Below are 12,397 nucleotides of genomic sequence, written 5' to 3' on the forward strand. Positions count from 1 at the left end.
TCACTTCACCTTCCGCACGGGAATGATCAGCAGCGCGCCGACGACCGCGATGGCGGCTGCGACCCCGAGCATGACGTCGTAGTTCTGACCGCCGCTCAGCCCGATGATCCACGCCGCCAGACCAGGGGCGAGGACCTGCGGGCCGGCCATGGCGATGTTGAACACGCCCAGGTCCTTCGCCGCCTCCTCCGGGTCCGGGAGCACGTCGAGCACGAGGGCGAGGTCCACGGCCACGTAGACGCCGAAGCCGATGCCGATGATCGTCTCGGCGACGTAGAACGACAGGGCCGAGGTGGACTGGACCAGCATGAACGTCCCGGCCGCGAACACCAGCGCGGAGCCGATGATGAAGATCTTCCGCCGGCCGACGACGTCCGAGAGCCACCCGGCCACCTGGCCGCTCACGACGAGGGCGACGGTGAAGCAGAGGACACCGGTGGCCATGATCTTGGTGGCCTCGTCGGGCGGGAGGCCCATCTCGTGCTGGATCCACAGCAGCCGGAACGTGGTGAACATGAAGTTCGCGAGCACGACCAGGAACCGTGACCACCACGCCAGCCCGAAGTCCGGGTTCTTGATCGGGTTCACCCAGAACGTCTTCAGCACCATCGCCAGGTCGCCGCTGGACGGCGGCGGGGACTGGCGGGGCTGGTCGGGGAGCACGAGGGTGTAGAGGAACACCAGGACGAAGCCGATGAAACCGGGGACGAGGAACAGCAGCAGCATCTGCTGGCTGAACAGCTGGGCCGCGTAGGCGGCGCCGAGCGAGGAGGCCTGCTGTGCGACACCGATCGCACCGCTGACCTTGCCGCGCTGGAAGGGAGGTAGCTGGTCGGCGATGGACGCGGTGTGCGCGGCGACGGCGGCGTTCGCCGCGATCTGCCCCAGCACCCAGCCGATGGCGAGCACGATGGCCGAGGGCGCCAGCGCCATGATCAGCAACGCGGCCAGCAGGCCGGTCATGCCGATGACCAGCCAGGGGCGGCGGCGACCGAACCGGCTCATCGTCCGGTCACTGATGCGACCGAACACCGGATCGAAGAACAGCGCGGCGAACGCGCCGAGAGACGTGGTCAGCCCGAGCGTCGGCACGACCTCCGTCTGGGGCAGCACGGTCTGCAGCTTCAACGTCAGCGCCGCGGACAGCACCGTCATCAGCGGCAGCATGGTGCCGAGGCGGGCCAGCACCATCGTGACGACGACCGTGGGGCGGGCAGGCACCGTCGGCCCGGCAACGGTCGGTGTCATCGGTGGGCCCTGTGACGTCGTGTCTCTCTCGGTCACGCCCATCCTCCTCCTTGAGGTCCCTACAGACCGAGCGCTCGGTCTGTAGGGACGGTAGCCCGGGCGCTCGACCTGAACAAGGGGTGGGCGATCCGTGAGCGGTGTCAAGCGTCCGGCCCTCGTGGTCACTCACGAGCGCGCCAGTGCCTCCGGTCGCGGCTCGGAGTGTTGTCAATGTGTCAGAAATCACTTTATAATTGAACAGTTGCTCATGTATCAAGTTCTCATGGTGGTTGCCGGGACGGAGTGCGCGAGAACGGTGCTCTCGCGGCGCAGTGCGTTGCTGGGGGCGATGGGGCTTGCCGGAGCCGTCCTGCTGCCGGGGTGCGGCGCGGTCGGTGGTCAGGCGGCCGTCGACCCGGGTCCGCCCCGACACGGCGGTCGGCTCCGGGTCGCGCTGGCAGGGCAGTCGCCGTCCGCGGACGTGCTGGATCCGCATGTGGCCGGGTCGGCGGCGGCCGGGGCGATCGGGAAGAACGTCTGGGACCGGCTCGTCGCCTACGACAACGATCTCAGGCTGCGCTACCGGCTGGCCGAGTCCCTGCAGCCGAACGGTGACGGCACCGAGTGGCGCATCACGCTCCGCCCCGGGGTGCGGTTCAGTGACGGGAGTCCGCTGAGTTCTCGCGATGTCCTGTGGAGCTTGCGGCGGATGCTGGAGCCGGCGAAGCCGTCCTCGGCTGATCTGTCGATGGTGGATATGAGTCGGACCCGTGCCGAGGGCGACGGCACGGTCGTGGTCGCGCTGTCCGAGCCGCTGGCGGATCTCGGGTCGGTGCTGGCCGGCTGGTACGTGTACGTGGTCAAGGACGGCAGCGACGTGTTCGACGCGACCTCACTGCCGGTGGGGACCGGGCCGTTCGTGCTGAAGGAATGGTCGCCCGGTGACCGGGCGCTGCTCCGGCGCAACCCCCTGTACTGGGAGAGCGGCCTTCCTCGGGTCGACGAGGTGGAGATCCTCCAGATCGCCGAGCCCGAGGCCCGGGTCAACGCGCTGCGCTCGGGTGTGGTGGACATGATGGACCAGATGCCGGTGGTGCACGCCCGCACGCTCGCGCAGGATGGCGGCTTCCGGCTGGTCGAGCCGCGGCACGGGACCATGGCCGCGTTGCAGATGCGTGCCGACACCCCGCCGTTCGACGACGTCCGGGTCCGGCAGGCGATGCGGCTGGTCGTCGACCGGCAAGCCATGGCCGACACCGTCTACCTCGGCTTCGCAGAGCTCGGCAACGACCTCTACGGGCGCGGCGCTCCGTTCTATGCCGATCAGATCCCGCAGCGGCGCCACGATCCGGCCGCGGCGCGGGAGCTGCTCCGGCAGGCCGGCAAGGAGAACCTCTCGGTCACCCTCACCACTGCCGACGCGTCGCCCGGCCAGCTGGACTCGGCGACCCAGTTCGCCGAGCAGGCTCGGCAGGCCGGAATCGTGGTGAACCTCGAGACGGTGCCGGCCGACAACTACGCGGCTCAGGTGTCCGGGCAGCGGGCGCTCACCCACAACAATTGGTGGAACTACAGCCTGGACTACTTCTACGGTCAGACGACCACCTCGGACGCGCCGGGGAACACCGGCTGGCGGGACCCGGAGTGGGACGCGAAGTTCGCACGTGCCCGCGGGACGCTCGACACGACGACCCGGGCCGTCCTGTACGCCGAGCTGCAGCAGCAGCTGTGGGAGGAGGGCGGGTTGATCGTCCACAACTTCGTCAAGCAACCGGCCGGGGTCGCCGCGCGGGTCCAGGGCGTCCCCGAGTTCGTGCTCGGTAACGACGACTGGGCCAACTACCGCGGCGTGTGGCTGTCGGCGTGAGGTCCGGGCTGTCGTGACCGGCTATGTGCTCGGTCGGGTCGCCGGCGCGGTCGGCGTGCTGCTGGTGGTCGCGACCGTGGTGTTCGGCCTGTTCGAGCTGCTCCCCGGCGACGCCGCCGAGACGATCCTGGCGCAGGGCGGGCGGTCCGGGGCGCTCCCGCCCGAGCAGCTCGCCGTGCTGCGTGCGGACCTGGGCCTCGACCGCAGCGCGCCGGAACGGTTCCTGGGCTGGATCGGGGGGCTGCTGCACGGAGATCTCGGCACCTCGATGCTGTCCGGTCGGCCGGTCGCCGAGGTCCTGGGTGGCCGGATCGGCAACAGCCTGGTCCTGGGGGTGGTCACCGTGGTCCTGCTCTTCCCGCTGGCCACCGTGTTCGGGGTGCTCGCCGGTGCGCGCGCCGGGTCCCGGACCGATCGCGGGGTGAGCACCGCAGCGCTCGTGTCGGAGGCCGTCCCCGCGTTCGTCGTCGGGGTTGTGCTGATCGCGGTGATCGCCCTGGGCTGGCGTGTCCTGCCTGCTGTCTCGCTGGTCCCGACGGGCACCAGCCCACTCGCCCGACCGCAGGTGCTCGTCCTCCCGGTGCTGACCCTGCTCGCGGGTCTGGCCCCGCACCCGGTGCGCGTGATCCGGGCCCGCACCGCGGAGCTGGTCGCCGGCGAGGCCTTCCGGACGCTCACCGTGCACGGGGTCAGCCGGCGCCGGCTGCTGTCCCGCTACGTGGCACCGGTCGCGATCGCTGCGGCGCTGCCGCCACTGGCCGGCTCGGTGGCCGGGCTCGTCGGCGGTGTCGCCGTCGTCGAGACGGTGTTCGGCTATCCAGGGCTGGCACAGGAACTGGTCCGGGCGATCGCATTGCGCGACTTCCCGGTCGTCGCCGCGGCGGCCGTGCTGATGGCCGTCTTCGGCGTGACGGTTCACCTGCTCGCCGACCTCGGGGCGCTGGCCATGAGCCCGGTCGCCCGTCGCGCGGTCCTGAGCGGGCGGAGGTGAACGTGCGCGGGGTCGCCGGCCGGATCGCGCTCGCCGTCCTGCTGCTGGTCGCGGGCTCGGTGATCGCCGGACCGTTCCTCGCTCCCTGGGATCCGGCGGCGAGCGTCGGCGTGCCGTACGACCTCCCGTCGGCGGCGCACCTGCTGGGGACCGATCGGCTGGGCCGCGACGTGCTCTCCCGGCTGCTGCACGGCGGCTGGAGGCTGATGCTGATCACCGCGGCTGCGCTGGGTCTCGCCTATGCGGTCGGGTTCCCGGCTGGGTTGGTGGCCGGGCTGCGGCGGGCCGTCGACGGCTGGGTGATGCGCCCGGTCGACGTGCTCGTCGTCGTGCCGTGGTTCCTGCTGCTGGCGGTGCTCGCGACGGTCGCCGGTCGCGGTGCCCCCGCCCTGGTCGCGGCCGGTGCGCTCACCGCGTTGCCCTGGGTGGTGAAGGTGGTCCGTGGCGCGACCGTGGAAGAGGCCTCGGCCGGGTATGTCGAGGCCGCAGAAGCCCGGGCGGAACCGCTGTGGCGCGTTGCCGTCCACGAGGTCGCTCCGAACGTGGCGCCGGTCGTCGTCGCCGATGCGGGAATGCGGCTGACCGCCACGCTCTCGGTGGTCACGGCCGGGGGGTACCTCGGGCTCGGTCTGCCTCCGAACACCCCGGACTGGGCGCTCGAGATCGCCGCGAACCAGGGCGGGCTCACCGTGCAGCCGTGGGCCGTGCTCGGCCCGGCATCGATGATCGTGCTGCTCGTGGTCTCCGTGAACCTGGTGGCCGACTCCAGCCCGGTACGCCGAGCGGCCCAGCGGCCGGCTCGGCCGGCGGGTCCACGGGTGACCGGAGGACCGGACGCCCTGGTGGCGGAGCTGCTGACGGTTCACGACGAGGACGGGAACGAGCTGCTGCGCGGGGTGGATCTCGCCGTCGGGCCCGGCCGGGGACTCGCCGTGGTCGGCTCGTCGGGCTCGGGCAAGAGCACCCTGGTCCGTGCCGTGGTGGGCGCGCTGGCTCCCGGACTCCGTACGGGTGGCCGGGTCCGGATGAGCGCCGTGCCCGGCAGGAGAACGGTCGGGTGGGTCCCGCAGGACCCTGCGCTCGGCCTGAGCGCAGGGATGCGGATCGGAACCCAGATCCGGGACGTCCTCCGCGCGCACGGTCAGCCCGTCACCCGGGCCACGGTGTCCGCGACGCTACGCGGAGTCGGGCTACCGGACGATCCGACCTTCGCCCGCCGGTACCCGTACCAGCTCTCCGGCGGTCAACAGCAGCGGGTGATGGTGGCGCTCGCGCTCATCGGCGACCCGGGCCTGCTGGTACTCGACGAGCCGACGACCGGGCTGGACCCGGGTGCCGCGGAGCGCATCGTCGACCTGATCCGGCAACGCCGCACCCGAGGTACGGCGCTGCTGATCGTCACCCACGACCTGGAGCCGGTGCGTCACCTGGTCGACGACGTGCTCACCGTCGACGACGGTCGCGCGTGCCGGCGGCCGCCGACCGCGCTCGAGATGCGGCCGGTCGCCGGGAACACCAACCGCCCGGGCCTCCCGTTGCTCCGGGCACGCGGCCTGGCCGCCGCATACGGCCGGCAGCCCGTCCTCGACGGGGTGGACCTCGACATCGGGGTCGGGGAGTGCCTGGGGCTGATCGGCAACTCGGGGGCGGGCAAGTCGACGGTGGCGCGCTGCCTCGTCGGACTGCATCGACCGCTCAGCGGCACGATCAGCCTCGCCGGCGAGGCGCTGGCTCCGCACGCCAGCGGGCGGACACCGGCTCAGCGGGGCGCGATCCAGTACGTGTTCCAGAACCCCGCCCGCTCGTTGAACCCCCGCCGGACCGTGGCCGAGGAACTCGCGGCGCCGATCCGAACCTTCGGAACGGCCGTCACACCGGGGGACCTGCTCGACCGGGTCGGCCTGAGTACCGGGCTGCTCCACCGGCGCACCGACCAGCTCTCGGGCGGGCAGCAGCAACGGGTGGCGTTGGCCCGGGCACTCGGGACCGGACCGACCCTGCTGATCTGCGACGAGATCGTCTCCTCGCTGGACCCGGCGAACCGCCGGGCGATCCTGGACCTCCTGCGCACACAGCTCGACGCCGGCGGGCCGGCCGTGCTGTTCATCAGCCACGACCGAGAAGCCGTCGACACGCTCACCGACAGCGTGCTGGTCATGACCGGGGGACGGCCGGTCTCGGGCGTGTCGCCGGAAGGGTCGGCAGATGCCCGGGAGAGCTTCATCAGTGTCTCGGACTGCACCACTGACGACCCCGTGGGTGCTGATCGCTTCGGGGCCGCGCCGCCTACAGGACTTCCACGGTCGCCGAGTGATGCACGGTGCCGGGGGTGACGACTCCGGCATAGACGCCCGCACAAGGGAGAGTCCCGAAACCGGGAACATCGACCAGATTGTCGGCGATCAGCTTTCGGGTCGCGTGGGGTGCTCGCGGCAATTCACCGTGTTGCAGCGTGGGGACTGCGCAGCGCGGTGTCGGGATGAGGCCGGTGAGTACGGTTGTGCATCCACGACTGCTGATACGCAGTTCTCGCCCTGGCCAGTCGTTCTCGATGAACGGCCGGGTACCGTGCGGTGTTTCCAGCACCAAGTTGGGCCGGTACCGATCCATTTCCGTTCCGATGGCCTCGAGGGTCGCGGTCGTGATGAGATGCACCGGCGCGTAGTCGACGAAGTTCGTCCCGGTGGTCCCTTGACCGATCTCCAAGGTCTGGGCGTCGACCTCGGCATCGAGGCCGTGGTCGAGGACGTCCTCCGGTGCCGGCCGTTCCACCGACCCGCCGGCAGGGCGCTCGGACGCCATCCGCACGGACCGTCCGAGCGCCGAGGACAGTTCTGCGTCGGCTTCGGCGCTCCCCACTTCCAGCTCGTACCCGGCCGGAGACGTCATCACGGCTCGCCCGTCGCGGACCGCGGCAGAATAGAGCAGGAGGTCGCGCCAGTACCGGGGCTGCTTGGCGGTCGCCACCATGCCGGTTTCGGTGTCGATCAGAGCGAACTCACGATCGTGCTCGATCCCCGTGGCCGTGAGGACCGCGTGTTCGAGGTCCTCGCCGAGCATCGACTTCACAGGGTAGCGCCGAATAGCAATGACCTTCACAGTACCTCCTCCGCGCACCGCGTATTTCAACTGCACGAACAGATCCCCGGTGCACACGTGGGCCGGCCGGACGACACCAGCTGCTGGTACGTGGCGACGTCGACTGGTGTCCGCCCGGTTCGGACGTTTGGACTAGTCGACCAGATGCCGACCGACCCTGCTGGTACAAGTTTTGTACCAGCTGCGGTCCGGTCGTTCTCGTACCGTGTACCGGTATGCGCTGCGGGCACGCAGGGAAGGCAGGCCGAACGAACCTCGCTCCTGCCGGACGCGTGGCCGGGCCCCGCCAGGGTCGATCCCGGGTAGTGGCCGAACAGGCGAAGCTCAGCGATCTCTTCGTCCACACGAAGATCCAGGAAACGACCCGTCAAGAGTTGTGCCAACGCCTCGTTCCGGATCCATCTCTCGCGAGGTGTAAGGCCACGAGATTCGGAGGCAGTCCATGACCGCTACGGAAGCCCGGACCCGCTGGCACATCAAGGGGCAGTGGTTCGACATTTGCAGCTGCAACATGCCGTGTGGCTGCACGATGGCGCAACCGCCGACCGACAACGTGTGTTACGGAACGCTGGTCTACCAGATCGACGAAGGTCACTTCGGTGACGTCGACATGGCGGGTCTCACCGTCGTCACGGTAGGCAAGATCGAGAGTGAGAATCTGTGGGACGATTCCAAGCCCAGGAACGGAACGTACGACCTCATCGTTCCAGATCGGGCGACACCCGAACAACGTGATGCCATCGAGCGTCTGTGGACCGGTCGAGAAGGCGGCTGGATCGCCAACCTGGTCGGAATCCTCGGAACGCTGCGCAACAAGTTCGTGGCTTCGGTCGAGTCTCGCATCGAGGACGACTTGGGGCGCTGGACCATCGATGTGCCAGGCCTGGTCAGTGGCGCCGTCGTAGCGCTGACGGGCCCGACGACCCCACCGGGTCAGCGGGTCCAGACGTTCAACCCACCCGGAGCCGAGACCGGCGGCTCGCCTGCCACCTGGGGCGTGCCGACGAAGATGGAGCTCATCGATTTCGGTGTTCTCGGCGAGTGGGAGGCAAGATCGAGCAAGCACATCCCGTTCGACTGGTCCGACGGCTGATGGGGCAGCCTCCCGCACGGTCTCGACCGAGGGGCACGACCGGCAGGACGACCAGCTACGTGGCCATGATGTCCGTACTGGTCGGCTTGGCCGCGGTCTCCGGGCTGGCCTGTTGGTGGTATGTCACTGAACAGCGCCACGCTCATGGTACCGAGCTGTCCCTGGCCGCGTTGGGTCGATATCTCATCATGTGGTCGACGATGATGGCTGCAATGATGCTGCCCACGGTGCATCGCACGACGATCCTCTATGTTCGCGCGATTCGTGACCAGACTCCATCGAAGGCATGGTCCGTCCGACTCGGTGCCTTACTGTTCGGATACCTGGTCATCTGGTCGCTGATCGGTGTGCCGGTCTACTTCGTCAACGTCGTCGTCCAGAAAGTGATCCCCAACGACACCCACGCGATGGCGTGGTTCACCGCGGCCCTCCTCGTTGCCGGGGGACTCTTCCAGTTCTCGACGCTCAAGGAACGCTGCTTGAGGCATTGCCAGTCCCCGGTCGGCTTCGTGGCCGAGTACATGACGCGAACCAGCTGGGATCGCGATCTTCGCGCCGGGATCGCACACGGTGTGACGTGCCTGGGATGTTGTACGGCGATGGTCGTCGTGCTGATCGCCGTCGGTACCATGTCCCTGCCCGCGATGATCGTTCTGGGGGTCATCGCCATGATCGAGAAGACGTGGGCCAGGGGAGCCGCATTCAGCCGGATCATGGGTGTGGGTCTGATCCTCTACGCCGCCGTCATCGTGGTGAACCCGCAATGGTCGCCGGCGCCGTTCGGGGACACCGGCGATCACGCTCCGGTGTCCGTCGGTCACCACCACCATCAGAATGGCTACGGATGATCGTCGACGTGACAATGGCCGTGCCGGGCCGTTGACGGGATGGGGCCCGCGTTACAGGCCGACAGCGATGAAACGAAGCACGAGATCTCGGTTTGGGTCGGCGGCGATGGTCCGTCCTGGCGTCGACCACCGGTGAGGAAAAGCGAATGACCGCACGCGAAGCGAATTCTGGCGAGCTGGAACTGGTCATCTCCGAGAAGTCCGTACCGGCGCACGGGGTGGTCGGACTGACATTGGAGAGTCCCGATCGTGGCATCCTGCCGGAGTGGTCCGCGGGCGCACACATCGACGTCCTCCTGCCCGGAGGTGTCGTGCGTCAATACTCGCTCTGCGGGGAGCCCGGCGATCGGACACGGTGGCAGATCGCAGTTCTGCGCGTACCTGACGGGCGCGGAGGTTCGGCCGTCGTGCATGATGAGCTCGCCGTGGGGGACCGGCTGCAGGTTCGTGGGCCTCGAAACAACTTTCAGCTGATCGCGGCCGACGAGTACGTCTTCGTCGCGGGTGGGATCGGTATCACGCCGTTCCTGCCGATGCTCGCCGATGTCGCCAGCCGTGGTGCGGCGTGGAAGATCATGTACGGCGGGCGGACCCGCGCGTCGATGGCGTTCCGCGAGGAGCTACGTGCTCGCTACGGCGAGCACGTACAGCTCCACCCGCAGGACGAGTGTGGAATGCTCGATCTCGATTCGATCTTCGAGAAGATTCCGAGCGGAGCGGCTGTGTACTGCTGTGGCCCGGAAGCGCTCATTGCGGCCACGGAGGAGCGGGCAGCAGATCGGCGTGACGTCGTCCTCCGCACCGAGCGATTCTCGGCCCTGGCTGCCGAAGGAGAGCATGGGGAGTTCGAGGTGGAGTGCACCCAGTCCGGGGTGACGCTGACAGTCCCTCCCGGCCGATCCATTCTCGATGTCGCCGAGGAGGCCGGCATCGCGGCGTTCTCGTCCTGCCGGGAAGGTACGTGTGGTTCCTGCGAGACTCCGGTGCTCAGCGGAACCGTCGAGCACCATGACGTCATTCTCACCGATGACGAGCGCGCGGCGAACGACAGAATGATGATCTGTGTGTCCCGGGCTACCGGGGACAGGCTCGTCATCGACCTCTGAGAGCCGATGCGGCGGGCGGGCCCGGAACGGATCACCGGGAATCCGGTCCACTGCGGCCGAGGCCTTCACGACGGCGCACGTCGGCGTCGGTGAACTGAGCGTCTCCGACACGCTCACAATCATGTACGATCATCCGGTGAGCATGTCCCCGGAGTATTGCCCCATCTCGATCGGTTCTGCAATTCTCGCCGAGCGATGGAACATTCTGATTATTCGCGAGTTGCTGGCGGGTCATCATACGTTCAACAGCATCCACCGTGGCTTACCCGGATTGTCCCGGACGTTGCTCAGTAGCCGGCTGCGTTCCTTGCAGCGGAGCGGGCTCGTCGAGCCGCTCGCCCCAGGTGAACCAGGCGAGCCAGGTCGTACCGGCTATGCGCTGACCAGGGCCGGCGCGGAGCTGGAGCAGATACTGGACGAGATAGGGCGCTGGGCCGTGCGATGGCATTTTCCGGAGCCTCGGCCGGACCAGCTGAGACCTCACCTGCTTCTGTGGAGAATTCGGAACAGCCTTGCCCACGAGTGCCTTCCCGGCCGGCGGGTCGTCGTCGAGTTCATTTTCGACGGGGAGCGTGAAGAGCGAGGCTGGTTGATCCTGAACGGAGCGGACTCGTCCGCCTGCGTCTCGGCCCCGATGTTCGATGTCGACATCTATGCCCGCGGACTTTCCAGCGTGTGGCACGAGGTGTACAACGGACACCGTAACCTTCATGATTCGCTGGAAGACGGGAAGATCGAACTTCTGGGTGACGCCTCCCTGCTGGATGAGTTCCCGAAATGGATTCAGGTCGGCCGGTTCGCCGATTATGTGGCGTCGCAGCGTTGACTCGTACTACAGCGTGGTGAGGACGTCGAAGTCGTAGCCGTCGGCGCGGGCGAGGTGGACGGCCTGGCGGCCCTGGTCGAGGGTTTCACTGCTGAGGGTCACGGTGCCGCGGGGGCCTTCGTAGGAGACCGGGGTTTCCGCGTTCGCCGCTGCGATGTCCGCGGTCCGGGTGGATCCGGCCGCGGCGGTGAGCGAGACGAGGGCGAGGACGCCTTCGTAGCAGGACTCGGCGGCGTTGTTGAGCGCGGGCGCGTCCGGGCCGTGGCGGTGGATGTAGGCGGACATGAAGTCGAGTGCCGAGGCGGTGGCCAGGGAGTTGAAGTAGGCGGCGGCGACGTAGAGGTCGGCGGTGCCTTCGGCGCCGGTGGCGAGCAGCATGTTCTCTTCCATGAGCGGGGTGAAGCGGGGCATGACGGTGTCGAGGCCGGCTTCGGCGAACTGGCGGTTGAACATGACGGCGTCCTGGCCGACGAGCAGCATGAGGACGCCGTCGGCGTCGCTGCGGGCGATGTCGACGAGGGTGGTGGTGAAGTCGCGGCAGCCGTAGGAGACGAAGGCTTCGTGGACGACCTCGATCCCGGCGGTGCGGGCGTAGTCGCGGATCCGGGTGGCGGTGCGGCGGGGCCAGACGTAGTTGGCGCCGACCAGTGCCCAGCGGTGGACGGCGGCGTGGTCGCGCATCCAGGTCAGGGCGGGGGCGATCTGCAGGGCGGGGACCTCGCCGCTGGTGTAGACGCCGGTGGGGATGGGGCCGCCTTCGTAGAGGGAGGTGTAGACGTAGGGTGCGCGGCCGCGCAGGACGGGGGCGAGTGCCTCGCGGACGCTGGAGATGTGCCAGCCGGTGACGGCGTCGAGGCGGCGGCGTTCGAGCAGGTCGTGGACGGTGCGCCGGATCTCGGGCAGGGGTGCGCCGGCGTCGACGACCTCGAACACGAGCTCGCGGCCGAGTACGCCGCCGGCGGCGTTCACCTCGGCTGCGGCGAGCTCGGCGACCGCCTCGCAGGACGGTCCGAAGATCCCGCCGGGTCCCTGAAGCGGGATGGCGAGCCCGACGCGAAACGGCTCCTCCACGCGGACCTCCTCGTCCTGGCGAGTGAGCTGGAGACGTTCGTCTCCATATCGAACTATTGTACTCCGCGCATGAGATCGCAAGTCTGCGAGTGGCCTCGAGCGACCGACCCATGGCGGGGCCGTGATCGATCCCCGTTCGACCGATCGCGGAGGCGGGTTCACGTGCGACGGAGCCGTCCACGAGTCGTGTCGTCGCCTCACCTGGCAGTCGAGCAGTGATGGAGCATGCGCGACCCCGGGAGCCGACGCGGTGCGTCGGTCCCGGACCT

The 12,397-nt window shown here is 68.7% G+C and carries 10 protein-coding genes; 7 read left to right on the top strand and 3 right to left on the bottom strand.

The genetic code is table 11. The features are described from left to right. Entirely contained in the window at nt 1–1,248 is a 1,248-nt protein-coding gene (locus tag H7X46_RS27950) for an MFS transporter (protein WP_222131459.1), read from the bottom strand. 460 nt (nt 1,249–1,708) lie between these two features. Here H7X46_RS27950 and H7X46_RS27955 point away from each other — a divergent pair, with 460 nt between their 5' ends. From H7X46_RS27955 to H7X46_RS27965, 3 genes are read left to right on the top strand one after another with little or no spacing between them, the layout of a single operon-like run. Then, complete coding sequence (locus H7X46_RS27955; RefSeq protein WP_222131460.1) at nt 1,709–3,094, top strand: ABC transporter substrate-binding protein; 1,386 nt, start codon at nt 1,709–1,711, stop codon at nt 3,092–3,094. Between the two features lie 13 nt (nt 3,095–3,107). Next, on the top strand, nt 3,108–4,085 hold the full coding sequence (locus H7X46_RS27960; protein WP_186362183.1) for an ABC transporter permease: 978 nt from the start codon (nt 3,108–3,110) through the stop codon (nt 4,083–4,085). A gap of 2 nt (nt 4,086–4,087) precedes the next feature. Continuing rightward, complete coding sequence (locus tag H7X46_RS27965; RefSeq protein ID WP_186362184.1) at nt 4,088–6,418, top strand: ATP-binding cassette domain-containing protein; 2,331 nt, start codon at nt 4,088–4,090, stop codon at nt 6,416–6,418. On the opposite strand, the gene H7X46_RS27970 is transcribed toward H7X46_RS27965, so the two are convergent. Next, nucleotides 6,372–7,184 carry an MOSC N-terminal beta barrel domain-containing protein gene (locus H7X46_RS27970; protein ID WP_186362185.1) on the bottom strand — a complete coding sequence of 271 codons (813 nt, stop codon included), beginning with the start codon at nt 7,182–7,184 and terminating at the stop codon, nt 6,372–6,374. The two genes, H7X46_RS27965 and H7X46_RS27970, sit on opposite strands and share 47 nt — an antisense overlap. Before the next feature lie 442 nt (nt 7,185–7,626). Between H7X46_RS27970 and H7X46_RS27975 the strand changes: the two genes are divergently transcribed. The 4 genes from H7X46_RS27975 (at nt 7,627) to H7X46_RS27990 (ending at nt 11,057) form a co-directional block, all read left to right on the top strand. Beyond that, complete coding sequence (locus H7X46_RS27975) at nt 7,627–8,277, top strand: DUF1326 domain-containing protein (RefSeq protein ID WP_222131461.1); 651 nt, start codon at nt 7,627–7,629, stop codon at nt 8,275–8,277. A gap of 65 nt (nt 8,278–8,342) precedes the next feature. Then, nucleotides 8,343–9,125, top strand: coding sequence for a DUF2182 domain-containing protein (locus H7X46_RS27980; RefSeq protein WP_255426950.1), 783 nt, complete (start codon nt 8,343–8,345; stop codon nt 9,123–9,125). Between the two features lie 146 nt (nt 9,126–9,271). Beyond that, complete coding sequence (locus H7X46_RS27985; RefSeq protein ID WP_186362187.1) at nt 9,272–10,231, top strand: PDR/VanB family oxidoreductase; 960 nt, start codon at nt 9,272–9,274, stop codon at nt 10,229–10,231. A gap of 142 nt (nt 10,232–10,373) precedes the next feature. Then, nucleotides 10,374–11,057 carry a helix-turn-helix domain-containing protein gene (locus tag H7X46_RS27990; RefSeq protein WP_255426951.1) on the top strand — a complete coding sequence of 228 codons (684 nt, stop codon included), beginning with the start codon at nt 10,374–10,376 and terminating at the stop codon, nt 11,055–11,057. Nucleotides 11,058–11,063: 6 nt separating this feature from the next. On the opposite strand, the gene H7X46_RS27995 is transcribed toward H7X46_RS27990, so the two are convergent. After that, nucleotides 11,064–12,128, bottom strand: a complete 1,065-nt coding sequence (locus tag H7X46_RS27995; protein ID WP_370589020.1) for a substrate-binding domain-containing protein — start codon at nt 12,126–12,128, stop codon at nt 11,064–11,066. Between the last annotated feature and the right edge of the window lie 269 nt (nt 12,129–12,397).

Origin of the sequence: Pseudonocardia sp. C8, from assembly GCF_014267175.1 — a bacterium.
Classification (GTDB): Bacteria; Actinomycetota; Actinomycetes; order Mycobacteriales; family Pseudonocardiaceae; genus Pseudonocardia.

What these genes read in the sequence shown, in the direction of transcription:
- H7X46_RS27990 (WP_255426951.1), top strand. Translation starts at nt 10,374, where the DNA reads ATGTCCCCGGAGTATTGCCCCATCTCGATCGGTTCTGCAATTCTCGCC.
- H7X46_RS27975 (WP_222131461.1), top strand. Translation starts at nt 7,627, where the DNA reads ATGACCGCTACGGAAGCCCGGACCCGCTGGCACATCAAGGGGCAGTGG.
- H7X46_RS27985 (WP_186362187.1), top strand. Translation starts at nt 9,272, where the DNA reads ATGACCGCACGCGAAGCGAATTCTGGCGAGCTGGAACTGGTCATCTCC.
- H7X46_RS27950 (WP_222131459.1), bottom strand. Translation starts at nt 1,248, where the DNA reads ATGACACCGACCGTTGCCGGGCCGACGGTGCCTGCCCGCCCCACGGTC.
- H7X46_RS27980 (WP_255426950.1), top strand. Translation starts at nt 8,343, where the DNA reads ATGATGTCCGTACTGGTCGGCTTGGCCGCGGTCTCCGGGCTGGCCTGT.